The organism is Winogradskyella eximia (genome assembly GCF_003386165.1).
GTDB classification, from domain to species: domain Bacteria; phylum Bacteroidota; class Bacteroidia; order Flavobacteriales; family Flavobacteriaceae; genus Winogradskyella; species Winogradskyella eximia.
On the sequence record NZ_QRDV01000001.1, the window covers coordinates 116,895 to 142,509 of the forward strand.

Annotated in this window: 27 protein-coding genes and 1 tRNA gene; 15 read left to right on the forward strand and 13 right to left on the reverse strand. The window is 29.9% G+C overall.

The window, feature by feature from the left end:
• The first annotated feature begins 14 nt into the window (after positions 1 to 14).
• Positions 15 to 1,817 (forward strand): M1 family metallopeptidase, encoded by a 1,803-nt coding sequence (locus DFQ10_RS00490; RefSeq protein ID WP_115815472.1) that lies wholly within the window; start codon positions 15 to 17, stop codon positions 1,815 to 1,817.
• Between the two features lie 136 nt (positions 1,818 to 1,953).
• On the opposite strand, the gene DFQ10_RS00495 is transcribed toward DFQ10_RS00490, so the two are convergent.
• Together DFQ10_RS00495 and DFQ10_RS00500 are read right to left on the reverse strand one after the other, a co-directional pair.
• The gene (locus DFQ10_RS00495; RefSeq protein WP_115815473.1) at positions 1,954 to 2,445 is read right to left on the reverse strand and encodes a threonine/serine exporter family protein; all 492 of its coding nucleotides are present in this window, start codon (positions 2,443 to 2,445) and stop codon (positions 1,954 to 1,956) included.
• Positions 2,442 to 3,209 carry a threonine/serine exporter family protein gene (locus DFQ10_RS00500; RefSeq protein WP_115815474.1) on the reverse strand — a complete coding sequence of 256 codons (768 nt, stop codon included), beginning with the start codon at positions 3,207 to 3,209 and terminating at the stop codon, positions 2,442 to 2,444. Before DFQ10_RS00500 ends, DFQ10_RS00495 begins: the two co-directional genes overlap by 4 nt.
• 237 nt (positions 3,210 to 3,446) lie before the next feature.
• On the opposite strand from DFQ10_RS00500, the gene rnpA reads away from it, so the two are divergent.
• The 3 genes from rnpA (at position 3,447) to DFQ10_RS00515 (ending at position 6,393) form a co-directional block, all read left to right on the forward strand.
• The gene (rnpA, locus tag DFQ10_RS00505) at positions 3,447 to 3,857 is read left to right on the forward strand and encodes a ribonuclease P protein component (RefSeq protein ID WP_115815475.1); all 411 of its coding nucleotides are present in this window, start codon (positions 3,447 to 3,449) and stop codon (positions 3,855 to 3,857) included.
• Entirely contained in the window at positions 3,854 to 5,488 is a 1,635-nt protein-coding gene (locus DFQ10_RS00510) for a S41 family peptidase (protein WP_115815476.1), read from the forward strand. The genes rnpA and DFQ10_RS00510 overlap by 4 nt, the downstream gene beginning before the upstream one ends.
• Before the next feature lie 65 nt (positions 5,489 to 5,553).
• A complete protein-coding gene (locus DFQ10_RS00515) occupies positions 5,554 to 6,393 on the forward strand; it encodes an OmpA family protein (RefSeq protein WP_115815477.1) in 840 nt (279 codons plus the stop codon).
• Between the two features lies 1 nt (position 6,394).
• On the opposite strand, the gene DFQ10_RS00520 is transcribed toward DFQ10_RS00515, so the two are convergent.
• From DFQ10_RS00520 to DFQ10_RS00540, 5 genes are all read right to left on the reverse strand, one after another.
• Positions 6,395 to 6,838 carry a GNAT family N-acetyltransferase gene (locus tag DFQ10_RS00520; RefSeq protein WP_115815478.1) on the reverse strand — a complete coding sequence of 148 codons (444 nt, stop codon included), beginning with the start codon at positions 6,836 to 6,838 and terminating at the stop codon, positions 6,395 to 6,397.
• Positions 6,839 to 6,840: 2 nt separating this feature from the next.
• Entirely contained in the window at positions 6,841 to 7,752 is a 912-nt protein-coding gene (locus DFQ10_RS00525; protein ID WP_115815479.1) for a cation diffusion facilitator family transporter, read from the reverse strand.
• Positions 7,753 to 8,187 (reverse strand): ribose 5-phosphate isomerase B, encoded by a 435-nt coding sequence (gene rpiB, locus DFQ10_RS00530; protein ID WP_115815480.1) that lies wholly within the window; start codon positions 8,185 to 8,187, stop codon positions 7,753 to 7,755.
• 297 nt (positions 8,188 to 8,484) lie between these two features.
• Complete coding sequence (locus DFQ10_RS00535) at positions 8,485 to 9,915, reverse strand: T9SS type A sorting domain-containing protein (RefSeq protein ID WP_115815481.1); 1,431 nt, start codon at positions 9,913 to 9,915, stop codon at positions 8,485 to 8,487.
• 194 nt (positions 9,916 to 10,109) lie between these two features.
• The gene (locus tag DFQ10_RS00540; RefSeq protein WP_115815482.1) at positions 10,110 to 11,045 is read right to left on the reverse strand and encodes a T9SS type A sorting domain-containing protein; all 936 of its coding nucleotides are present in this window, start codon (positions 11,043 to 11,045) and stop codon (positions 10,110 to 10,112) included.
• A 916-nt stretch (positions 11,046 to 11,961) separates the two neighbouring features.
• On the opposite strand from DFQ10_RS00540, the gene DFQ10_RS00545 reads away from it, so the two are divergent.
• The 6 genes from DFQ10_RS00545 (at position 11,962) to DFQ10_RS00570 (ending at position 16,811) form a co-directional block, all read left to right on the forward strand.
• Positions 11,962 to 14,208: a ribonuclease R family protein gene (locus DFQ10_RS00545; protein ID WP_115815483.1), complete on the forward strand. Its 2,247-nt coding sequence runs from the start codon at positions 11,962 to 11,964 to the stop codon at positions 14,206 to 14,208.
• Between the two features lie 103 nt (positions 14,209 to 14,311).
• On the forward strand, positions 14,312 to 14,611 hold the full coding sequence (locus tag DFQ10_RS00550) for a heavy metal-binding domain-containing protein (RefSeq protein ID WP_115815484.1): 300 nt from the start codon (positions 14,312 to 14,314) through the stop codon (positions 14,609 to 14,611).
• A gap of 2 nt (positions 14,612 to 14,613) precedes the next feature.
• Positions 14,614 to 14,850: a hypothetical protein gene (locus DFQ10_RS00555; protein WP_115815485.1), complete on the forward strand. Its 237-nt coding sequence runs from the start codon at positions 14,614 to 14,616 to the stop codon at positions 14,848 to 14,850.
• 8 nt (positions 14,851 to 14,858) lie between these two features.
• Complete coding sequence (locus DFQ10_RS00560) at positions 14,859 to 15,530, forward strand: head GIN domain-containing protein (protein WP_115815486.1); 672 nt, start codon at positions 14,859 to 14,861, stop codon at positions 15,528 to 15,530.
• A gap of 44 nt (positions 15,531 to 15,574) precedes the next feature.
• On the forward strand, positions 15,575 to 16,255 hold the full coding sequence (locus tag DFQ10_RS00565; RefSeq protein ID WP_115815487.1) for a LysE family translocator: 681 nt from the start codon (positions 15,575 to 15,577) through the stop codon (positions 16,253 to 16,255).
• A gap of 13 nt (positions 16,256 to 16,268) precedes the next feature.
• Positions 16,269 to 16,811 carry a GldL-related protein gene (locus DFQ10_RS00570; RefSeq protein ID WP_115815488.1) on the forward strand — a complete coding sequence of 181 codons (543 nt, stop codon included), beginning with the start codon at positions 16,269 to 16,271 and terminating at the stop codon, positions 16,809 to 16,811.
• A gap of 169 nt (positions 16,812 to 16,980) precedes the next feature.
• On the opposite strand, the gene DFQ10_RS00575 is transcribed toward DFQ10_RS00570, so the two are convergent.
• The 3 genes from DFQ10_RS00575 to DFQ10_RS00585 form a co-directional block, all read right to left on the reverse strand.
• Positions 16,981 to 17,051 (reverse strand) — tRNA-Cys (locus tag DFQ10_RS00575).
• Between the two features lie 50 nt (positions 17,052 to 17,101).
• On the reverse strand, positions 17,102 to 17,464 hold the full coding sequence (gene folB / locus DFQ10_RS00580) for a dihydroneopterin aldolase (protein WP_115815489.1): 363 nt from the start codon (positions 17,462 to 17,464) through the stop codon (positions 17,102 to 17,104).
• 71 nt (positions 17,465 to 17,535) lie between these two features.
• Positions 17,536 to 17,736, reverse strand: a complete 201-nt coding sequence (locus tag DFQ10_RS00585) for a zinc ribbon domain-containing protein (protein WP_115815490.1) — start codon at positions 17,734 to 17,736, stop codon at positions 17,536 to 17,538.
• Positions 17,737 to 17,890: 154 nt separating this feature from the next.
• On the opposite strand from DFQ10_RS00585, the gene DFQ10_RS00590 reads away from it, so the two are divergent.
• The 4 genes from DFQ10_RS00590 to DFQ10_RS00605 all read left to right on the forward strand — a co-directional run bounded on the left by DFQ10_RS00590 (position 17,891) and on the right by DFQ10_RS00605 (position 22,314).
• Complete coding sequence (locus DFQ10_RS00590; protein ID WP_115815491.1) at positions 17,891 to 19,900, forward strand: glutamine--tRNA ligase/YqeY domain fusion protein; 2,010 nt, start codon at positions 17,891 to 17,893, stop codon at positions 19,898 to 19,900.
• Positions 19,901 to 19,978: 78 nt separating this feature from the next.
• Positions 19,979 to 21,445: a carboxypeptidase-like regulatory domain-containing protein gene (locus DFQ10_RS00595; RefSeq protein WP_115815492.1), complete on the forward strand. Its 1,467-nt coding sequence runs from the start codon at positions 19,979 to 19,981 to the stop codon at positions 21,443 to 21,445.
• 78 nt (positions 21,446 to 21,523) lie between these two features.
• Positions 21,524 to 21,733, forward strand: coding sequence for a hypothetical protein (locus DFQ10_RS00600; protein WP_115815493.1), 210 nt, complete (start codon positions 21,524 to 21,526; stop codon positions 21,731 to 21,733).
• A 92-nt stretch (positions 21,734 to 21,825) separates the two neighbouring features.
• Positions 21,826 to 22,314, forward strand: coding sequence for a DUF1761 domain-containing protein (locus tag DFQ10_RS00605; RefSeq protein WP_115815494.1), 489 nt, complete (start codon positions 21,826 to 21,828; stop codon positions 22,312 to 22,314).
• A 60-nt stretch (positions 22,315 to 22,374) separates the two neighbouring features.
• Here DFQ10_RS00605 and DFQ10_RS00610 read toward each other — a convergent pair whose 3' ends face one another.
• Both DFQ10_RS00610 and DFQ10_RS00615 read right to left on the reverse strand, forming a co-directional pair.
• Positions 22,375 to 22,890, reverse strand: coding sequence for a hypothetical protein (locus DFQ10_RS00610; RefSeq protein WP_147299154.1), 516 nt, complete (start codon positions 22,888 to 22,890; stop codon positions 22,375 to 22,377).
• A complete protein-coding gene (locus tag DFQ10_RS00615) occupies positions 22,883 to 23,818 on the reverse strand; it encodes an SPFH domain-containing protein (RefSeq protein WP_115815496.1) in 936 nt (311 codons plus the stop codon). The genes DFQ10_RS00610 and DFQ10_RS00615 overlap by 8 nt, the downstream gene beginning before the upstream one ends.
• A gap of 96 nt (positions 23,819 to 23,914) precedes the next feature.
• Between DFQ10_RS00615 and DFQ10_RS00620 the strand changes: the two genes are divergently transcribed.
• Positions 23,915 to 24,592, forward strand: coding sequence for a hypothetical protein (locus DFQ10_RS00620; protein ID WP_115815497.1), 678 nt, complete (start codon positions 23,915 to 23,917; stop codon positions 24,590 to 24,592).
• Positions 24,593 to 24,602: 10 nt separating this feature from the next.
• Here DFQ10_RS00620 and DFQ10_RS00625 read toward each other — a convergent pair whose 3' ends face one another.
• The gene (locus DFQ10_RS00625; RefSeq protein ID WP_115815498.1) at positions 24,603 to 25,586 is read right to left on the reverse strand and encodes an SGNH/GDSL hydrolase family protein; all 984 of its coding nucleotides are present in this window, start codon (positions 25,584 to 25,586) and stop codon (positions 24,603 to 24,605) included.
• Between the last annotated feature and the right edge of the window lie 29 nt (positions 25,587 to 25,615).

Here is a 25,615-nt window from a genome sequence, read left to right on the forward strand (position 1 = left end):
ATAAACACATACACATGAAACAATTCATTATTAGCCTTTTTTCAGTTTTAATTCTTGTCTCTTGTAGTACTGCAAAACAGACAACAAAAGGAACTAACAAGCAAAATAGTATTGCGAATGGTTATTGGCAACAACATGTAGATTATGCTATGGAAATTGATATGGATGTCAATAACTATCAGTATAAGGGTAAACAAAAGTTGGTTTATACCAATAACTCTCCAGATGTAATAAATAATGTGTATTACCATTTATTTTTTAATGCATTTCAGCCTGGTAGTGAAATGGATGTGCGTTCTCGTACCATACAAGATCCAGATCCTAGAGTTGGTGATCGTATAAGTCTTCTTCAACCTAATGAGATTGGTTATATTAAAGTTAATGCTTTAACACAAAATGGTACCTCTGTTTCTCATAAAACAGTTGGAACCGTTTTAGAAGTGCAACTAAATAAGCCTATTCAACCAGGAGAAAAAGTAACTTTTAATATGGATTTTGATGCACAAGTACCTGTTCAAATTCGTCGTACTGGAAGAAATAATAAAGAAGGTGTTGCTTTATCTATGGCTCAATGGTACCCTAAATTAGCAGAATACGATGATGAAGGCTGGCATGCAGACCCTTATTTAGGCAGAGAGTTTCATGGTGTTTGGGGAGATTTTGATGTAAAATTAACCATAGATAAAGATTACGTTGTTGGTGGTACAGGATATCTTCAAGGTGAACCAACAGAAATATCTGGAAAGAAGACCCATTATTTTAAAGCACCTAAAGTGCATGATTTTACTTGGGCAGCAGATCCAGATTTCATTCACGATACATTTCAAATGCCTAATGGTCCAACACTTCACTTTTATTATAAGAGCGATTTAGAGCAAGAATATTTAGATAATTGGAAAAAGTTACCATCTGAAACTGCCTTGTTAATGGATTTTTTCAATGAAAATATAGGAGAATATCCTTATGAACAATATTCTGTAATCCAAGGTGGAGATGGAGGAATGGAATATGCTATGTGCACATTAATTACAGGAAAACGTAAATACGGAAGTTTATTAGGCGTTACTGCACACGAATTGGCACATACATGGTTTCAATTTTTGTTAGCGAGTAATGAATCTAAACATGAATGGATGGATGAAGGTTTTACAAGTTATATTTCTACATTAGCGATGAATGCGCTTCGTGAGGATAAAAAACCAAATCCACTTGCCGGTTCTTATAGAGGGTATTTAGGATTAGCAAACTCTGGTGTTGAACAACCTTTAACAACACATTCGGATAGATATAAATACAACCAAGTTTATAGTGCAGCTGCTTACAGTAAGGGAGCTGTATTTTTAGCTCAATTAGGTTATGTAATTGGCGAAGAAAATTTAGCTAAAACCATTAAGAAATATTTTAATGATTTTTCTTTTAAACATCCAAAGCCATTCGATATTATTAGAACAGCAGAACGCATCACAGATTTTGAACTCGATTGGTATTTTATTGATTTTGCACAAACCACAAATACTATTGACTATGGTATAAAAACGGTTGATGGTAATTCTATTACTTTAGAACGTATTGGATTAATGCCAATGCCTATAGATCTTACAGTAACTTATACTGATGGATCTAAAGAAGATTTTTATATTCCGTTACAAATGATGCGTGGTGAAAAACCAACCTCAGCAACTGTTATTAATGATTGGGCTTGGGCAATGCCTACTTATTCATTTGACGCTAAAAAAGAAGTGAAATCAGTTGAAATTGATTCATCTCAAATGATGGCAGATGTAAATCGAGAAAATAATGTGTTTAGTTTAAACTAAACTATAGTAATAACGCAACAATATAAAACTATTAAAGGTTACAGATTTCTTATATCTGTAACCTTTTTTTTAAGGTAAAATTTAATTATTCTTTTTATGAGCTATAACTAATAATAAGAAATAATTTAAAAAATTATTATCTTAAATCTACTCTTTTAGCAGTATGTTTCCGTAAAAGTAAAAGCGGTAAAGACACACCAATAGTTAAAGAAATTAGTATAAATAACATAGTAAAACCATTAGAAAATATAGCTTCCATAAACACCAATCTTTTAGAATCATCTTTTTCTAAAAATGTAAAAGACATAATGGATAATACCATTTCGTACGCATAATAACCTGGGATCATTGGTATTACTGCAGGTATAGAAAATACAACAGGAGGTTGATGAATACCATGCGCTAATGGTAAGCTTAAGATACCTACAAAAGATGCTGCTATTAAGCTTGCTAATACAATATTGATGTTATAATGCAATAAAACGAACTTTATAAAACCAGCCCCAAATCCAAGTAGAAAAACAGTAAGAATGGCTTTCCGAGGTATATTAAATAATATCCCAAAACCTACAGCCGCAATACCTGCCCAAGCAGAAACTTCAAATAACTCTAATATTGTTGTTGTCATTTTAATTGAAATATTAACATGGCTACAAAAAGACCAAGTGCTATTGCTAAAACTGTCATTATACCATTGGTAAATCGTACCACACCATTTAAAACATTTTTATCTATAAGATCGGTAAAAGAATTAATGAGCGCCACGCCAGGAACTAAAAATAAAATAGAAGTTGCTAATGTGGCTTCTGGTTGTGCTCCAAAATTAAAATAAACACCTAATGAAGCTAAAAGAGAAGCTGTTAATGATGCTAAAAATACACTTACATATGTATTAAACTTCCTTTTATGAGCTGCTTGAAGTATAAATAAGCCAAAAAATGTGCTAATAAATGCTAAAGCTAAATTAAGATAATCACCTCCAAATATTTTACAAAAACCAGCTCCTGCAAAACTTACTGCTAATAAAACAACTAGTCTCGGATACCTTTTTTGCTTTTTAATGGTTTCTATTTCTTGTGAAATTCGAGAAAGCGACCAATCTTCGTCAAGGGCATTCCAACTTACTTTGCTTATTGCCGAAATAATAGTAAAATCTATTTTGTGAGCAGGTAAGTTTTTTACCTTGGTATAGTTTTCATTGGTTTCATTATCTATAACTGTGAGTATCATTGTTTTTTGACTTATTAAACTATAAGATTCACAATTTAACACCGAAGCAAAACGATCTATATTTACATCTACCCTATTAGTATTTGCACCAGAAACCATTAATATTGATGCTATTTCTAATAATAAATCGGCTATGCTTTCTAACCTATTTTCAGTCTTCATTTATAAATAATCTATTCAAATTTAAGATTTTTATGAAGTAAAATTGTGTGGTATTGATTAAATATTTTCCGTTTTATCATTATTCAGTTACTAAATATGATTTGTAGAAAAAAGAATACGCTTTAATGGAAAAAAAAATAATAAGTTACAAAAGAACAGCTGTGTTATAATATAGAACCCATAAAACCGTATCAAATCAATACAGTTTTCTATTTTTGCTAAATCCAAAGTATACTAATGACCTTCACATATTCTAGAAAAGATAAACTAAAAAGCAAAAAGCTTATTGAACAGCTTTTCACTGAAGGAAAAGCTGTTACAGCTTATCCGCTAAGATTAGTGTACCTAAAAACTGATTTTGAAGATGGCTCTCAACTAAAAACAAGCGTTTCTGTGAGTAAGCGTTTGCACAAAACCGCTGTAGCCAGAAATAGAATAAAACGTTTGCTTCGCGAAGCCTATAGACTTAATAAACCGTTGTATTTTAACAATAGTTGTGGTTCTTATGCGTTTATGATTTTGTACCTTAGTAAAGATGGAACAACTTTTGATAAATTAAATACAAATACAAAATTGTTGTTTAAAAAATTCTTAGCTCAAAATGAGACTTTGATAAAAAATTCAGATTCTAATAATTCTGACAAATGAAAAAACTTCTACGTAATAAAATAGTATTGCCAGTTTTAGCTGTGCTTATCTTTTTTGGCACTACCGCTTTTAAAAACGACTTTTTTGAAATCGCTAAACAAATAGAGATATTTACCACGCTTTTTAAGGAAATTAACATGAACTATGTTGATGATACCAATCCTGGAGACTTAATGGATACAGCAATTAAAAGCATGTTAAGTGATTTAGATCCTTACACACAATTTTATAACGAACAAGACGTAGAAGCCTCTAGAATTAACAATGCAGGCGATTATACAGGTATTGGAGCTAAAGTTTTAACGCTAAAGGATAAATTGGTTATAGTTGAACCGTATCAAAATTATGCGGCTGATAAAGCAGGCCTTAAAGCTGGTGACGAAATTATAAAAGTAGATAAAGTTGTTGTTGCAGATTTTAAAGATGATGCAGCCAACTTACTACAAGGAGCCGCTGGGACTGAAGTATCTGTGACCTACAAAAGACAAGGAAAAACTAATACCGTAAAAATTATTAGAGAATCTTTAGAAATTAAAGCCGTTCCGCACTACGCTATGGTAGATGAAAAAACAGGTTATGTCGTTCTAAGAAAATTCAATGATAAAGCATCTTCTGAGACTATTAGAGCGATTAAAGCATTAAAAAATCAAGGAGCAACTCAATTAATATTAGATTTAAGAGGAAATCCAGGAGGATTGCTTAATGAAGCTGTAAATGTAACTAACATCTTTGTACCAAAAGATCAATTAGTAGTTACTACAAAATCGAAAGTAAAAAAGTACAACAAAACATATTACACGCAACGCGAACCTATAGATACTGAAATTCCATTAGTAGTTTTAATTGATGGTAGTAGCGCATCAGCAAGTGAAATTGTTTCTGGTGCTTTACAAGATATGGATCGTGCAGTTGTGGTTGGTACAAGAAGCTTTGGAAAAGGATTAGTACAGCGACCTAAACCTTTAACTTATGGCACACAAATGAAGATTACCATTTCTAGATACTACACACCATCTGGTCGTTGTATTCAGGCCTTAGATTATTGGAATCGTGATGAAAACGGAAAAGCCACAAGAACAAAGCAAGAAAATTACAATGCTTTTAAAACCAAAAACGGACGTGAAGTATTTGATGGAGGAGGCGTACAACCAGATATTGAAGTTGAATTTGCTAAACAAACACCTATTACAAAAGCAATATCTAACGAAAACTTAGTCTTCAACTTTGCAACAAATTATTATTACAGTCATAAAGTAGAGGATTTAAAGACTTTTGAATTTTCAGATTCAGACTTTAAAAAATTCAAAAACTATATAAAAGTAAGCGGTTTTAATTTTGAAACAAAAACCGAAAAAGCCTTAACAGATGCTATTAATGTTGCAAAAGAAGAAGAATTAGATGCTGTAATTTCATCTGAGTATAACGATCTAACTGAAGCATTACAATCTTATAAATCTAATGCCATTGATGGTAATAAAACACAATTAAAAACATTACTTACAGACGAAATTATTAAACGCTATTTCTACAGTGAAGGTTTATATACCTATTACACTGCTAATAATACTGAAATTAAAAAAGCCTTAGATATTCTTAATAATCCGTCGCAATACGCAAGTATTTTGAGATAGAAAATATATTTTTTTTATATTTAACATCATGAACATTTTCTGTAAGTAAGAAAATTATTATAAAAATGAAGTCCCTAGTTATCTTTTTATGCCTATGTTTTCAATTCTCTTTTTCGCAAAAAGAATTGAAACACGAAGTTTATTTTGAAACCGATCAACACGATATTCCTCAAACAGAACACAGTCGATTACTACTTTTTTTATCTAAAATTGAAGATATTGACATAGAAAAAATTTCTATTTATGGATTTACAGATGATAGAGGTAGTGATAATTATAACTTAGTATTATCTCAAAATCGTGCAGAAGCTATAAAAGAAGTTTTTTCTAACAATGAATTTGACGAATCTGTAATCACTAATGTTGATGGTAAAGGTGAAATTTTAGTAAACATAATTCACGAAGAAAACCTCAATAAAATACGCGGTTTAAATCGTAAAGTAGAGATTATTGTAACACCTGTTTTTCCTCCAAAACCTAAAGAAGATACTACAATTACCAAAAAAGTAAATACAGAAGATATTTTAAAAGGAGACTTAAAAGAAGGAGATAAAATTTTACTTGAAAATTTACTATTTAGAACAGGTTATAGTTACTTAACAAAAGATTCTAAAGTAGTTCTCGATAAAATCGCAGAAATCTTAGCAGAACGTACTAATATTTATTTTACTATAGAAGGTCATGTTTGTTGTACACAAGGCAATAGAGATGCCGTAGATAGAAAAACAAAAAAAAGAAATCTATCTGTTGCAAGAGCTAAATACATATACGATTATTTAGCTGAAAAAGGAGTAAAACATTACCGAATGAAATATGTTGGTATGCGTAGAAAAATGCCTCTTGGTGGTGAACCAGAATTAGATAGACGTGTAGAAATTTTGGTTACTAGAATTTACGAAAAGTAATCTAAGAATACAGCATCGCTATATGTGGAATACCATCTTCTAAGTACTCCTCACCTATTTCCATAAATTTTAAATTATTGTAAAAACGTTTTAAATACGTTTGTGCAGAAATTTTAATTATGGTTTCATTATAATGCATTTTAATTGCATTTATTGACGCGTTCATAATAACATTACCATAATTGTGCGCTCTTTCACCTTTCATTACTACGACTCTACCAATACTAGCTTCTTTAAAATAATCTCCAGGTTTAAAAATTCTTGTATAAGCAACTAATTTTTCATTTTTATAACCTAAAACATGAAGTGCCTTTTGATCTTTACCATCAATGTCTTGATATACACAATCTTGTTCTACTACAAAGACTTCACTTCTTAATTGAAGTAAATCATATAACTCTACTATAGAAAGTTCGTTAAAAGCGCTTATTTTAGTTGTTATCATAGTTAATCTTGTACAATGACCTCTTTAGGATCTTCCTTATTAAACTCAGGTTGAATGGTAACATGATTAATATTAAATTCATCATGTAGGACAGTTTCAATATCTAGAAGCAAATCATTAAACTCTGTAGTAGAAATGTCTTCTTTTAAGTCTAAATGGGCTTCTAAGTGCAACTCATCGTCACTCAAATTCCAAATATGTACATGATGTAATTTGCTAACTTTTGGTAGTTTATTAACTGTTCTTACAACCGCTTTAATATTAATATCATCTGGCGTAAACAGCATTAGCATTTTAGTAGATGTCTTTAACAAATCGTAACCTACCCAAATTAAATACAATGCAATTAATAAGGTTAGTAAACTATCTACCCAAAACAGTTGATAATATTTCATTAATAAGCCACCAATGAGTACAGCTACACTCGCCAACATATCTGTAAGTAAATGCAGATAAGCAGAACGCATATTAATGTTATTTTTAGCATCTTTTCTTAATAATAAAACGCTAAGACCATTACCTATAATGGCGACAATAGCTAACCAAATAACTAAACCAGATTCAATTTCTTGTGGATTTTTAAAACGTTTTACAGCTTCAAAAATTAAGATTATTGCTACAATAATTAACGTACTAGCATTAATAAAGGCTGCTAAAATTTCGGCACGTTTATAACCAAAAGTTCTATCAATAGATGCTTTTTGCTTCGATAATTTAGCAGCTACATAACTAACTATTAAAGAAATAACATCGCTAAAATTATGTAAAGCATCACTGAGTAATGAAAGACTACCAGAAACAAAACCACCAATAACTTGAGCTACTGTAATAACAATATTTAGTAGTATTGATATTAAAAGCTTTTGACCCTTTAAGTCTTTAGAATTATGCGAATGGTTATGTGAATGACTCATTTAACATGATAATGGAATCTTATCTACACGGTTTTGATGACGACCACCTTCAAATTTAGTTTCTAAAAATGTATCCACCATTTTAATGGCTTGAGGAATTGATGTAAAACGTGCAGGAATACATATAATATTAGCATTATTATGCAAACGTGTTAATTCTGTAATTTCATTTGTCCAACACACTCCTGCTCTTACGTGCTGATATTTATTGGCTGTCATGGCAACACCGTTTGCACTACCACAAATTAAAATACCAAAATCTACCTTTTTAGCTTCTACATCTTTAGCAACAGGATGTACAAAGTCTGGATAATCTACACTGTCTAATGTATCTGTTCCATAATTATTAATTGTATAACCTTTAGCTTCTAAATGTTTTACAATGGCAAATTTATAATCTGGTCCTGCGTGATCGTTTCCTATTGAAATTGTCATGTTGTGATGAATTAATTTTACTCTACAAAGTTACAAATAAAAAAGCCTTAGTAACTGTACTATTTTAAATTGAAATCTATCTTAATACAAGTAAAATGAAAAATTCATTTAATTAATAAATCTATTTAGATATTAGTTAAATTACTATCAAAATCTTATAATTTTTGGCTGAATTTAATAATGCTGAGCAGTTGTAATAACACAACGTATTACAAATTAATAGCGCCTATAAAATGAAAAAAACCTCAAGAAAAATCTCAAGGTTTTTAAACTATATTTTAATAAATAATGTACTTTTTATTTCACTAATTTTCTTGTAAAACTACCTTTTTCAGTGGTAATTTGTACTAAGTACATTCCTGTTTCTAAATGACTTGTATTAATAGTAGTAGCATTAGATCTTAAGACAAGTTTACCTGAAATATCAAATAAGTTTACTTCTCTTAATGTATCACTATTATTTAATTTTATTAATAATTCATCCTTAATTGGGTTTGGACCAACATAAACTTCAGATGCATTAAATTCTGTATCGCTTAATGGAGCACTACAGTTTGCACTATAAGAACAATTAGCATCTTTTTCCCAATCAACATAGATACCTGTACCAGCATTTGCAGCTGCTCCATCTAATACTGTAATACAAGTTAAATCAGTTGTATTTACAGAAGTTAAATGAGTTAAATTGATATTAAAACTAACATCTAAACTACTAATTAAGGTACCATTGATATTTAATAATGACAACGATATATTATTACTAACATTTAAAGCTGTGACATTGCTATTAGAGATATCTAAAGTTGTTAATGAATCAAAATCTTCAATACCAGTTAAGTCAGCAACACTTGTATTGCTTAAATCTACTAACTCTACATTTTTAATATTAGCTGTAGGTACAAAATTATCTAATGCTCCAGAATCATAACCTTCATCAATTAAGTATTGCTCAAAAACATCATCTGGTACAAAAGTTTCTTCACATGATTCGCTATAACTACAATCAGCATCTTTTTGCCATTGAGAATAATTACCTGTTCCTGACGTTGCAGCTAATTCATCAGCTACGGTAACACAATATAAATTTTGAGTACTTGAAGATTTAAAAGTAGTTAATGCTGTATTTGTACTTAAATCTAAACTACTTATTGGAGTGCTAACAACAGATAAAAAAGTTAAAGCTGTGTTTGTACTTACATCTAATAAGACAATTGATGTTTCAGAAATACTTAAAGATGTTAAAGCTGTATTTGCACTTACATCTATACTATTGATATTTGTATTAGAAATATACAAATCAGTTAAAGCTAAATTATTGCTTACATCTAATCTATTTAATAACGTATTATCAACATATAAATTAGTTAAAGCACTGTTAGCACTTAAATCTAAACTGCTTATTGCAGTATCATAAGCATTTAAATTTGTTAATTCTGTGTTTGCACTTACATCTAAATTAAGTATTAACGTACCAGAAACATTCAAAATATTTAATGCTTCAAAATCTGCTATACCAGTTAAATCAGTAACATTTTTACCATTTAAATTTACAGTGGTTACATTAGCAATATTAGCTGTTGATACATAATTATCTAAAACCGTGTCATAACCTTGGTTTATTAAATACTCTTCAAATACATCATCTGGAACATAAGTTTGTTGAGCATAAGAACTGTTTAAAAATAATACACTAAATAAAAGTGACGAATAAAGTAATTTTAGTTTCATAATTGTAGATTTTTATAAATTAATAGATTTGGAATCTGATACAATGTTATATCAAGTTTTTTGAATAACAATACAGTGAGTTTTTCATCGATTTTTATAACAAAAAAAAACTGTAAATCGGTTTTTTAAGTATTTTATAGTCATAACTAATTAGCTAATAGACTATTAAAAACTAATAATTAATAGCAGTGCTATTATGCTTTTACAAGTTTTAAATTAAATTCACCTCGATTTGTTGTTATTTTTACCAAGTAGATACCAGATGCTAAATGGTTAGTAAAAACTGTTGTATTTGTAGATTTTATAATTTGTTTTCCAGAAATATCAAATAAGCGTACTTCTTTTAAAACATCATTATTATTTAATACAATATGTAATTCATCTTTAATTGGATTTGGACCAACATAGATCTCTGTGGTCTTAAAATCTGAATTACTTAAATTACAGCTTTCACTATAATAAGTAGTTTCATCTTTTTCCCAATCTTCATATATACCAGTTCCTGCTGTTGCAGCTATTTCATCTAACACTGTAATACAGCCTAAATTTGGTGTATTATTAGCTAATAAGAAATCTAAAGACGCACTATTTGTTACATCTAAATTAGTAAGATTGGTATTAGAAACATTTAAATAATGTAATAAGGTATTATTAGTAATATTTAATTGATTTATAGATGTACTAGCTATACTTATATAATCTAATGAAGTATTATTACTAACATCTAAATCAGTTATTAATGTATTATATATGTTTAGATACTCTAATGCTGTGTTATTATTTAGATTTATATTACTAATAGAAGTATTCCAGGCATTCAAATTAATTAGAGCTGTGTTTGAATTAATATTTAAACTATTTAGTAAAGTATTTTCTGAAATATCTAAAGTAAGTAAAGCTGTAAAATCTTCTATTCCGGTTAAGTCACTAACACCTTTAGCTCCAAGATCTATTTCGGTGATATTAATAATATTATTTGTTAACACATAATCATCTAAAACTGTATCGTAACCTTGGTCTATTAGATACTGTTCTAAAACATCATCTGGTACAAAGGTTTGTTGAGCATTAGAATAATTTAAAAATAATACACTAATCACAAATGATAAATAAAGTAATTTTGTTTTCATAATTGTAGGTTTTATTAAATAATAAATTTGGAATTCTATACAATTATATATCAAGAGTTTTGATTAACAATCAATTACGTTTTTCATCGATTTTTAAAGCAAAAAAAAACTACATATCGTTTTTTTTTGTACTTAATAGTTCTATCCAGTTATTAGGATAACTATGATAACATAACTCATAACTTGTTAATAAGTGTTAACAAGTCTTTAAAACTAAAATTAGGTTTATTCATTTATTTTTTCAAACAAAAATTGACATGGAATAACCTAATTAGTTAACTGTTTTTTTCGATTAAGTTATTAAACATCATTTGTTGTGAAATGAACATAAATTTTAGAAAAACATATGAGTGAATTCTATTAACATTGGTTATTAACAACTGTTAATAGCTTTTAAAATTAACCTTACAATGAAGTAGTTATATGTAAATTCAATGTTAACTAAAATGTTGTAAAATGTAAACTACGATTAATCAAAATAAAACTTCAAAAAGTTATAGCCACTATTAACACACTATAATAACCACTATTTTATTTTTTAAATTTTAAAAGAAAAATGATTATATGTATATATATGTTGATAACTGTAAATTTTAGTGAATGATAGGTAAATTATAAATTCTCTATTTAATGAGTGAATAACTCAAATTAATACTATGGTTTATAATTAGTAGAAATAGAAACTAATAAATGAAAAGGGTCTAAAAAGTTAATAATAGACTAGTTTTAATACTATACTTTTCACCTAAAGCACTTTAAATTTTACAGTGCTTTTTCATTAATTTAACGTTCTATAAACACCATTAAAAAATTAAAACGTAACTTTGTATTAAACTTAATAACCTCTCTTCGCCTTAATTAAGTTTTAAATTAGAATTCCTATCACTTATAGGAAATGAATATGATTACAAATTAAATGACAAAAAAGAAACACAGGAAACCTTCACATAACAAGATTTCCAACCTTACAAATACAATTCTTAGTATTTTAAAAAAAGAAAGAAACTCAACTTTTAACTATAAACAAATTGCAGCTAAACTAGGCGTTAATGATGCTAGTAGTCGCAATCAAATTATAAAGAAACTTCAACAACTTAAAGCAAAACAAGAGATTGAAGAAGTGGATCGTGGTAAATTTAAAGCTATAGTAAATACAGAATATCATACAGGTATTTTAGATTTAGCAGCTAAAGGAAACGGTTATATTATTTCAGATGATTTTGAAGAAGATATCTTCATCGCTTCAAACAATATTAATAAAGCTTTAAATGGTGACGAAGTAGAGTTCTATGCTTATAAAAGAAAACATAGAGGCAAACAAGAAGGCGAAATTACCAATATTATTAAACGTGCAAAAACGGAATATGTTGGTACCATTCAAATTCATGAGAAAAAGAATTTTGCCTTTGTTGTAGCAGATAGCAATAAAATGTACACCGATATTTTTGTACCTATCAATAAAATTAATAAAGCCGAAGATGGTGATAAAGTATTGGTTTCTTTAGAAGATTGGCCAGAAAAATCAGATTCACCAAACGGTAAAGTTATTGAAGTACTTGGTAAACCAGGTGAACATGGTACTGAGATTAACTCTATTATGGCAGAATACGGCTTACCAATGGAGTTTCCGCACGAAGTTGAAGCATATGCTAACAATATTGATTTAGAAATTAAACCTGAAGAAATCGCTAAGCGTAGAGATATGCGTAAAGATTTAACCTTTACCATAGATCCAAAAGATGCTAAAGATTTTGATGATGCTTTATCTTTTAAAGTATTAGATAATGGCTTATATGAAATAGGAATACATATTGCAGACGTATCGCATTATTTACAACCAGGAACGGTTTTAGATGATGAAGCTTACGAGCGTGCAACCTCTATTTATTTAGTAGATAGAGTAGTACCAATGTTACCAGAAGTTTTATCTAATGGAGCATGTTCATTACGTCCACACGAAGAAAAGTATACGTTTTCTGCAGTGTTTCAAATGAATGAAAAATGCGAAATTAAAAACGAATGGTTTGGTAGAACAGTAACCTATTCTGATGCACGTTTTGCATATGAAGAAGCGCAAGCTATCATTGAAAACAATGCAACAATTAATGAAGTTGATGTTTTAAAGCATAAGGAAAAGATTGATACTACAATTCCTGCAGAGGTCTCATTAACTGGAGAAGAATATCAAACTGATGTAGATATTGCACAAGCAACTATAAAAATGAATCAATTGGCTCGTAAAATGCGAAATGCACGTATGCGAGATGGAGCTATTTCTTTTGATAAAGTTGAAGTAAAATTCGATTTAGATGAAGAAGCAAATCCAGTAGGCGTATTCTTTAAAACAAGTAAAGATGCGAATAAAATGATTGAAGAATTTATGCTATTAGCTAACAGAAAGGTGTCAGAATTTGTTGGAAAACAAAAGAAAACCTTTGTGTATCGTGTGCATGATGAACCTAATGATGAAAAACTAGCACAACTTCAAACGGTTGTCGCACGTTTTGGACATAAATTAAACTTTAAAGACAAAAATAATATTGCTTCTTCATTAAATAATTTATTAAAAGATGTTGTTGGTAAAAAAGAACAAAACTTAGTAGATACATTAACGATTAGAACCATGTCTAAAGCCGAGTATACCACACACAATATTGGTCATTACGGTTTAGCTTTTGAGTATTACAGTCACTTTACATCGCCTATTCGTCGTTATCCAGATGTAATGGCGCATCGCTTATTACAATTGTATTTAGATGGTGGAAAATCAGCTAACGAAGAAGTATATGAAGAACGTTGTAAACATTCTAGTAACATGGAATATTTAGCAACTAAAGCAGAACGCGATTCTATTAAATACATGCAAATTCGTTTTATGCAAGATCATCAAGACGAAGAATTTTTGGGTGTTATTTCTGGTGTAACAGATTGGGGAATTTATATAGAAATTATTTCTAATAAATGTGAAGGCATGGTAAGTGTTAGAGATATGAAAGATGATCACTATCAGTTTGACCAGGATCAATATGCAATGGTTGGTAATAAATCAAAAACCATGTATCAACTTGGAGATGAAGTTATTGTAAAGGTTAAAAATGCAGATTTAACCAAAAAACACCTCGATTTTTATATGGTTGGGAAACCAGAAGTTGATAGTGAATAATATCAGTTCTCGTTTTTTATGAAGGCATATTAAAATTCATTGAAAGCGAATAGAATTGTAACTTTACGGTATATAAAATTACTAATAAGAAAATATTCAAATTATGATACTTACAACAACCAACTCTATAGAAGACCATAAAATAATAGATTATTTAGGTATAGTAACAGGTGTTGCTATAAATAAAGAAGCTGTTTCTATGGGTTTCAGTGCTTCAAAATATTATACAAAATTACAGAATAATATAGAAGCTGTAAAGGAAGAAGCTTTTCAAACATTGCAAAATAATGCTGCAAAATTAAATGCAAATGCTGTTGTTGGTATTAAAATTGAAATAGAGTTAACAACATCTAATTATGCTATGGTTTCAGTAACAGGAACAGCAGTAAAAGTTGCCGTTTAATTATGAAGACATCTACAAAAGCAAACATCTACGTTTTTTTTATATTTTTTGTGACTTATCTGGTAATAAGATTCGGAATTCAATTGGTTTACAGTGATATTAACAGGTATTTACTAACAGCCATTTCTGCTGTAATTACGGTGTTATTATCACCACAAAGACGTATAGTTAAAAAGAAATCGGGAGACGAAATTCAACTCAAATGGTTGTTTAGTAATAAAGTAATTACCTTAAAATAAATTTTAAAATGAAAAATAGCTTTTTATTAATCCTATTTACTTTAGGTCTTGTGGTAAATGCTCAAGAGTCTATTGATAAAACAATTGGTGAATTTTCTACTGTAAAAGTATATGATTTAATCCATGTTAAAATGATTGAATCTGATGAAAATAAAGTTGTTATAACTGGAAAAAACAGAAAAAATGTTGAAGTCGTAAATAAGAATGGAAAACTTAAAATACGAATGAATCTAAAGGAAAGTTACGATGGTAATGATACCGTTGTAATGCTGTACTATACTAAAGTAGATAAGATTGATACAAATGAAGGTGCAAAAGTGACTGTAAATCAATCTATAAAACAATATGAAATAGACCTTAGTGCACAAGAAGGATCAGAGATTAATGCAATCTTAAATACTACTTATGCCAATTTTAAAGCAGTTACTGGTGGTGTTATTAATGTCTCTGGAAATTCAAAAAATCAAGATATTTCAATTTTTACAGGTGGAAGCTTTAATGGTAAAGATTTTATTACTGAAAATACGGATGTAAAAATTAATGCAGCTGGTGAAGCTTATATACACGCTACAGCATCTGCAAATATTAAAATTAAAGCAGGTGGAAATGTTTTTGTTTACGGTAAACCTGAACAACTTGATGAAAGTACTGTTTTAGGTGGTCGAATAAAACATATGTAAATTGAGCTGAGTTTCTTACATTTGTGTAAACTGCAAGATTTTACATGTTAGACGATATCTTAACAGCCATTCCGTTCGGAATTATTTTAGCCTTCACCATTGGTCCTGTCTTTTTTGTATTACTAGAAACTAGTGTAACCAAAGGTATTACTAGTGCTATTATATTCGATCTAGGCGTTATTTTTGCAGATGTCGTATTTATTTTAGTCATTTTTAAAAGCACAGATTCACTATTAGATAAAATAAAGGACGATCCAAAACTTTTGGTTTTTGGTGGTGTTTTATTAGTTATCTATGGTCTTATAAGCTTTATAAAAACCTCAAAATCTTTCCGGTCTATAGTAAGAGAACATCATAGAATTGTACTTCCTAAAAAAGATTACGGAAAGCTTTTTATTAAAGGATTCTTACTCAATTTTATCAATATTGGTGTGTTGTTGGGTTGGCTAGGTTTTATAGTTATTGGGACTTCAATTACAACATCAGATAATGGAGTAACAATTTTTATTACAACGATGTTGATTGCTTATTTCTTAACCGATTTAGTAAAAATTGTAGCAGCAAAACGATTAAGGAGTAAACTTACACCAAGACGAATTTTTAAGACTAAGAAAATAGTGTCTCTAGTAATTTTAGTCTTTGGTATTATTCTCTTAAGCCAAGGTTTGTTCCCAGAACTTTATGAAAAAAGTATTGAACAGATAGAGAAGGTTAATCCAATTTAATATCTCTGTTTTTATGCCAGCTAAAGCCTTAACGTTTCCTTTACGCCTTTCATTAATTGTTTTAATTTTTGGTGTTCTATTTAAAATTATGCATTGGCCTTATGCTAATATTTTAATGTTTATAGGCAGTGTTCTTATCGGCTTATTTTATACCATCCGTTTTATTAAAAAGAAGAGTAAAGAAAGTTTAGATTATGTAAAATATGTAATGGTTTTATTATGGATTATTAATTATCTTAATAGTGCTTTTGATGTTTTTAATATGCCATATATACTTGAAATTTTACTTCTTATGCTCTTTATTTACTGGTTTATAGTTGAAGGTATCTATTATTTTAAAAATAGGAAATACAAGAAAAATGTATTCCTAAAAGCCTTCTATTTTCTTTTAATATCAATGACCATTTTTGCTTTGTTTTTCGGAATAATTTTTAAAATTCAACATTGGCCTTATGGTGCATTATTGTTTACAATCGGAATATTACTAACAAGTATTCTATTGATTTTTGATTACTTTTTAATTGATAGAAATGGTAAACAGTTAAATGAAAACTAAATATTCTCAACTAGATTTTGTATAAATTAAAATGTGTCTCTAAGTTTTCTTAGAAACTTTTTGAAGTTACTAAAGAAAGCTATAGGATTCGAACCGCGTAACTATTAATCTAAATTTTCTTAAAATTTTAAAAATAAAAAAGCCTCTAAGAAAACTTAGAAGCTTTTTGAGGTGTCGAGCGGATTCGAACCGCTGTAGATGGTGTTGCAGACCACTGCCTAGCCACTCGGCCACGACACCTTATTGAGAGCGCAAATATAAAAATTATATGCGTTATACCCTAAATAGCATCACTTTTTTCGCTTTTCGCTCATTTTTATTGTAACCATCTCAACGTCACCACCAATTGGAGGGTTTATTTTACTTACTGCTACGGTGGCTTTAGTAATTATTGAGGCTTCTTTAAAAACACGGTCTAAAATACGCTGAGCAACTGTTTCTAAAAGCTTAGAAGGGATTGCCATTTCTTCTCTAACCACTTTGTTTAAAAATACATAATCTACAGTGTCGCTTAATTCATCAGATTTTGAAGATTTCTTTAAATTCGCCTTAACCTGTAAATCAACTCTATAATCGCTGCCAATTGCTGTTTCTTCTTTTAAACAACCATGATTGGCAAATACTCTTATATTTTCAACTTTTATTATTCCCATAATTCAAAAGTAATATTTCTTATTGAATTTTAATCAGGTTAATATGTTTGCTGAATTTAGTTGAAGACATATCAATTAGTAAACAAATCAAAAATATTACTCAATGCACCAGTTTTAGCTTTATAGAACTCAGTATAACTACATTTTTTGCACGTCACTGAACTAAATTTCTTGTTCTGAATGTCAAATATTTTAGACCATCTACCACCTGTAGCTCTCATTTCGCCAACTTCATAAGTAGTATTATCACATTTTGGACATATATAATTCATAATAGTGTAGATTTTTGATTTATACTATCAGTCTAAAAAGATAAATAAATGTTACAATTTGTTTAATTTTACCAACTGGAATAATGACGTTGAGATTTATTGTTGTGTATAGATTTTACCCAAGAACTAATTGTCAACAGCTAATACCTAGAACATGTCAGAAGAAACAAAAGCACTCAATTTTATTGAGCATATTATAGAAGAAGATTTAGCGAACGGTTTATCAAAAGATAAGCTTCGTTTTCGTTTTCCACCAGAACCAAATGGTTATTTACATATTGGTCACACCAAAGCCATTGGTATTAGTTTTGGGTTAGGGGAGAAGTACAATGCACCTGTAAATTTAAGGTTTGATGATACCAATCCTGCTAAAGAAGAGCAAGAGTATGTGGATGCTATTAAAAAGGATATCGCTTGGTTAGGCTATAAATGGGAAAACGAATTGTACTCTTCAGATTATTTTCAGAAGCTATACGATTGGGCAGTTTTAATGATTAAAGACGGTAAAGCTTATGTAGATTCTCAATCTTCAGAAGTGATGGCGCAACAAAAAGGAACGCCAACACAAGTAGGTACAAATAGTCCGTATAGAGATCGTAGCGTTGAAGAGAATTTGGAATTATTTGAAGGTATGAAAGCCGGAAAATTTCCAGCAGGTACACATTTATTGCGTGCTAAAATTGACATGGAAGATCCAAATATGTTAATGAGAGATCCAATTATGTATCGTATTATGTATGCACATCATCACAGAACTGGAGACGATTGGTGCATTTACCCAATGTACGATTGGACGCATGGAGAAAGTGATTACTTAGAACAAATTTCGCATTCGCTATGTTCGTTAGAATTTAAACCTCACAGAAAGCTTTACGATTGGTTTAGAGACAATGTTTATGAATACAGTAAGGATAATTATCCTTTACCACCTAAACAACGCGAATTCGCACGTTTAAATTTGAGTTACACCATTATGAGTAAGCGTAAGTTATTACGTTTGGTAGAAGAAGGTGTAGTTTCTGGTTGGGACGATCCACGTATGCCAACTATTTCTGGCTTACGTCGTCGTGGTTATACACCAAATTCTATTCGTAAATTCATTGAAAAAGTAGGTGTTGCAAAACGTGAAAACGTTATTGATGTGTCGCTTTTAGAATTCTGTATTAGAGAAGATTTAAATAAAACAGCTAATAGAGTAATGGCTGTCTTAGACCCAATAAAAGTGGTTATAACTAATTATCCTGTAGACAAAGAGGAATGGTTAGAAGCAGAAAATAACCAAGAGGATGAGTCTGCTGGATTTAGAAAAGTGCCTTTCTCTAGAGAGATTTATATTGAGAGAGACGATTTTAAAGTAGAAGCCGGAAACAAATATTTTAGATTGAAACTTGGAGGTGAAGTTCGTTTAAAAAATGCGTACATCATTAAAGCAAATGAGGTTGTAAAAGATCAGAATGGAGATATTCTAGAAGTGCAATGTACGTATGATGAAGATACGTCTAAAAAAGTAAAAGGAACATTACATTGGGTATCTATAAAACATGCTATTACAGCAGAAATTAGAGAATACGATCGTTTGTTTATGCACGAATCACCAGATAGCGATAAGGACAAAGATTTTATGGAATTTCTAAACCCAAACTCATTAACTATAAAAACAGGGTATTTAGAACCAAGTTTAGCAGATGTAAAAGTAGGAGAGCAGTTTCAGTTTCAACGTTTAGGCTATTTTAATGTTGATGATGATTCTACTGCTGATAAATTAGTATTTAACAAAACAGTTGGATTAAGAGATAGTTGGGAAAAGCAAAAGCCGAAACCACAAAATAATCAAAACGAGAATAAACCAAAACCACAGCAACAAAAACGTACAGCAATAAGCGTTATTCAACAATTTGGTAAAAAATACACCAATTTACCAGAAGAAAAACAGCTTAAAGCTAAAGCTGAGATACAAGAGTTAGCTAAAGATGTTGCTTACGATGAATTAGAGCCGTTATTTGGCACTGCTGTTAAAAAAGCAGGTACACGTGTCGCAACTTTAATTGCGTTAAAAGTATTGCTTAAAAATGGCTTAGAAAGAAACGAGGCTATTGATGAGTTTATCAATAAGGCAAAAGAAGATAAAAATGCCATTTTAGTTGCTGAAGCAATGGATCTTTAATTTTAATAAGAATATTCTGAATCTAAAGTTGATTTTTTTAATGTAGATTAGTACATATTAACTTTAGATTCAGAATTAATGAGACAACTTACCTTAATTTTCGTTTTATTTTTCATTGGTAATACTGTTTTTAGTCAGACTATTACTGGCAAAATAGTAGATACCAGTGATAATCCAATTCCTTATGTTACGCTGCAGATTGGTCCAAATTATGGCGTTATAACTAATGAAGAAGGAGTTTTTACATTAGAAACTGATAATTTTTCAGATTCAGATACCGTGTCAATTTCATGTTTAGGGTATAAATCATTAGATTTTCAACTTTCAAATTTCACAAAACTAACTTATGTTTTAGAAGACTCCATTAGCGAGCTTTCTGAAGTTTTCATTACTAATAAACTGCTTTCAATCGAAGAAATTTTGGAGAATGTGAGAGCCAATGTTTCAAAAAACTATGCTACAGCCGGAAAGCAAACGGTTTTCATGAGACAGAGTAGTAATTTTAAACTCAAAGATTTTGGCTTTGATGTCGCAAAATCTTCCAATTTTAATAAATCAACAATTAAAGAGATTAATAAAAATTTTGAAGAGATGAGCAAAGGTATCGTCAATAGCAGTTCTAATCAATTTGAAGATACATTGTTAGATCTTTTACATACTGCAGACAGCACACAATCTCATATTATTAAAGCTACTAAATTAGTTAACATAGATAAAGATTTATCTACTGGAGCTGTAAATGGTAAGATGATTAAAAGTGTGTTGAATGTTTTAGATTCTTCGGCAACTTACAAGTTAAAAACAGGTTTATTTACAATAGAAGATTCACTTAAAGTTGGTAAAGTTTTTAAGGATGAAACCAATTCTAAAACCGGAAAAACCAGTACTATTAACAATACAGTAGCAAATATTATAAAGAATAATTCATTAAGTGAAAACTCAAAACTAGAATTTATTTTTGGAGATAAAGGTTATGACTATTCAATAGATGGTATAAGTTATATAAATGAGGATGCTACATACAATATAAGTTTTAAACCTAATAAACGTTCTGCTAAATATGAAGGCAAAATGTATGTTAATACTTCAGATTTTGCCGTAGTTAAATTAGAGTATCAATTTGCAGAAGATAGAAGTGGCCAAAAAGTGAATATGAAATTTTTGTTAGGTATTAAATTTGAAGAAAATGCTTATCGCTCTACTGTGATTTTTAAAAAGAATGAAAATAACATTTACGACTTATATTTTATTAGTCAAGAAAATGGAAACTACGTATATCTTAATAGATCTCTTAAATTTATTCGAAATAATACAGCAGCACAAAAAGATAAGCAGTATTTAAAGTTAGATATTATGATAGAGCAAGATTTTAAAGCAAAAAGTGAATTGTTTTTTATCGATCATAATCCTTTAGCTAATGTTTCAGATTTTGAAGTTACTGAGGAATATCCTATAACCTTTTTGTCAAAGTACGACGCTTCAATCTGGAAGAATTATAGTGTTCTAAGTCCTGTTCAAGATATTATAAATTATAAAACGGATTAATGTCGTTTTAGGTTTTAACAATGCTTTGAGATAATTTGAGCTTAAAAATGCTTATGTTTAGGTAAACACTTAAAAATTATGAATTTACCTCAGAAAATACTTGCAGAAATCTCAGTTGTAACTAGAGATATAGAAGAAAATTATCCAGAACTTCAACAACATTTAGATGAAACATGGAGTACATTACCTCATGGATCTAATGATAGTAATAGTTTAAATGAAAAGGATTTAAAAAATTATTTAAATGAATTAAAGGCAATAAGAGATAAATATAAGGAAGAGCACTAGGCTACATTAATATTCATAAAAACCTCATAATTAATAGTTATGAGGTTTTTTTGTACTTTTAATTCTAACTAACTAATAAACTATAAAATAATATGGAATTACCTATTAACCCTATTGCCATTCCTATTGCAGCTGTAGCAGCTTTATTTATTGGAGCGCTGTGGTATAATCCTAAATTCGGATTTGGAAATGCTTGGATGCAAGAATCTGGAATGACAGAAGAACGTATGAAAAGCGGAAATATCGCCATTATTTTTGGACTTGCTTTATTATTTGCAGCTATGCTAAGTTTCTTGTTAATGCAATTTACAAACCATCAATGGGGAGCTTTCGGCATGGTAGGAGGAGACCCTACAGGAGCAGAACCATCTTTTGAAGCCTTTATGGCAGATTACGGAAACAAATTCAGAACATTTAAACACGGAGCATTACACGGAACTATTTTTGGTGTACTTGGTGCATTACCAATTATTGGTACCATTGCTTTATTTGAGCGTAAAAGTGCAAAGTATATTTTTATAAATGCTGGTTACTGGATTGTAACCTTAGCGGTTATGGGAAGTATTCTTTGTGGCTTATAAAAAATAGAAAACCCTTGAAAGTATAATTTTTCAAGGGTTTTTTTAGAGTTTAAAATGTAATTACAATTTTTCTACTTTCATATCGTCTTCAGGTATTTCAAGACTAGTTTCAAAATTTGGAAGTATTTTATCAACTAATGCTTCATTTTTTAGTTGTTTTGCTTCTACAAACCACCAATGTTTATCAGTTTCATTGTAAATACCTAAAAGATAACTTTTAGAAGATATACGTTGTCCTGACATTTGCATCTGATTGTAACCTTCAATTACACAACGTGATTGACCTTGTTCTTGTACAATATCAGAAACACCAATAATATCCGCTTTTTCAAATACAAAACCTTGTGATTTCATACCTTCAAAAGTTGATTTAATAACTTGTAACGCAGCATCTTTTCCACCCATCATATCTAATACAGAAGGAAGTGTATGCTTAAGCACTGTTTCAAAATCCATTTCTAATGTGGCTTTTGAAGTTGTTTTGGCATCCTTTAATGCATCTGTTTTAGTCTGAGAAAAGGCATTGGCACTGATAGCTATTATAATAAATAGCGCTAATTTTTTTAATTTATTCATTATCATTCTTTTTTTTGTTTTTAGAGGCTTTCATAGCTTCACCAATTTGATTACTTGCTGTAAAACTTGCTACCATGTCGTTTAACATTTGGCTTCCTGCTTGTGGTGAATTTGGTAATAAAATTAAGTTACTATTAGTTTCTTGTCCAATAGCTTGTAATGTATCGTAATGTTGCGTCACTACAATAAGTGCAGAGGCTTCTTGAGAGTTAATACCAACTCTATTTAAAACGTCTACAGATTCTTCTAATCCACGTGCAATCTCACGTCTTTGGTCTGCAATACCTTGTCCTTGTAAACGCTTGCTTTCTGCTTCTGCTTTGGCTTTTTCTACAATTAATATTCTTGCAGCATCACCTTCAAATTGAGCAGCTGTTTTCTCTCTGTCAGCAGCATTAATTCTGTTCATTGCAGCTTTTACTTGTGCATCCGGATCAATATCAGTTACTAATGTTTTAATAATGTCAAAACCATAATCAGACATTGCATCATTTAATTCTGCTTTTACGGCTAATGCAATATCATCTTTTTTAACAAAAACGTCATCTAATTTCATTTTAGGAACTTCAGCACGTACCACATCAAAAACATAAGATGTAATTTGTTCATGCGGATAATCGAGCTTATAGAAGGCGTCATACACCTTGTCTTTAATAACTTTATATTGTACAGAAACCTTAAGACGAACAAATACATCATCTAAAGTTTTGGTTTCAATAATTACATCTAATTGTTGAATTTTTAAGCTCATTTTTCCAGAAATTTTGTCTATCAACGGAATTTTGAACTGTAATCCAGATTGTCTAATACTTTGAAATTTACCAAAGCGTTCAATGATTGCAGCGGTTTGTTGTTTCACTACAAAGAAGGCTGAAATAACAACAACAACTATAAAAAATATAATGGGAACTAGAATAATTTTATCCATATCAGGTTTGTTTAAGGTTAAATAATACGAGACTCTAAAAGTAAGTTATTTTAAATTATTTTACTTAGGTTTGTGTATATCAGCTCACATAATTGAATGAAAAACACAAAATCTTATCTATTAGTCGCTATTTGTATCGCATTTGTTACAATCAGTTACGGACAACGTAAAAGTTATAAAATCAAAAATGGTATTGGTCTTCAAGGCGGAATTACACAATTTGATATTCTTACAGATAACTTTAAAACTAAAGCTAGTACAGGATTTATTGGTGGAATGTCTGCTTCTGTAGATCTTCCTCATAAATGGTATAACGTGAGTTATAATATTCAATTATCTGAAAGTAAAGTAGATATTGATGCTTTTCAATTAGGAAGCTTATCTAATGAGTTTGTTGAATATAAGGTGTTTGCTGCTGACATTTCTTTTTTACTTCATGTTAAATTAATCAGTAATAATTTAACCTTAGATGTGGGTCCAATGCTACAATATAATAGTGAGTTAGAACTTAGCGATGATGATAAAGAAGGATATATTGTAAGTGGCTATGATACCTTATTTACTGAAGATATTAGAGATATTACAAACTTTAATGTTAATGGTGCAGTTGGATTAACTTTAGGTGTAAGACGTTTGTTTATTAGAGCGCAATATATTTATGGCTTTACTAATATGCTAGGTAATCTTAATAAGCAAGACCTTAATATTGGTAATAGTGATAAGTTTAAAGGGAATCAATCTTTAATGGCTTTAACTTTAAATATTACATTGTAGTAATAAATTCCTATTTACTCAATAAGTTTTCAATGGCTTTATCTAATTTTTCTACTTCCGTTTTGGTAGCAGAAATAGAATCCCATTTTATAATCTCACCATTTTTAGTATAACCAACGTAATTGCGCCAACCTTCAGAGCGTAGTTCGCGTCTTTTGCTAACTAAACTATAAAGCGAATCTGTTTTTAAAAACTCTATTTCAGCAATAGGATGCTCTATAGAAATTTCAGGATATAAATCTTTTAAAATTTTTTGAGCCATATATAAATGCCCAATTTTATTAGGATGTACACCATCTGGAACAAACGTAGAATCCGCTGTTATACGTTTCATATTCGCTAAAATAGGATTAAGGTGATGGTGTAAATCTATAACTTGAAGTTCTTCTGTTTCGAGACTTAATAACCAATCAGAATAGGCCGTTAAGACGTCATTGTATTTATAATAAGGGTGCCAATATGCATGAGGTTCTCCTTCTTTTGAAACGCGATTTGCAATCGGATTAGGATCAAAAAGGGTAGGAGTCATTAAGATTAATTGAGCTCCAATACCTTCAACCTTAGTTTTTAATTCTGAAATGCCAGTTTTATATTCTTGAAATCTAAGGCTGTCTAGTGGATGATAATTTCCATCATTCATCCCATAACACGCAATAACTAAATCTGGTTTAATTTCAGTTAGAGCCTTATCTAATCGTGTTCTAACATTTGGTCTAGGATACTCACGTTGGTCTTCTGAGGTCCCAGAAATAGTTTCACTAGATAAACCTATACTGATAATATCTAATTGATTATCAGTATATTGCTTACGTAGATAATATTCTATAAAGTCTACATAATGACCATGTTGCGTAATGCTATTACCTAAAATTAATACACGTTTATTGTGTAAAGGCAATTCTTTAGTCACTAAATCTATTTCTGATTTTTTTTCACTTTTACATGAAGTAACTAGCGTTAAAACAAAGATTAAAATGAAAAAATTGGACTTCATATATATAATTTTCAGACCTGTCAGGTTTT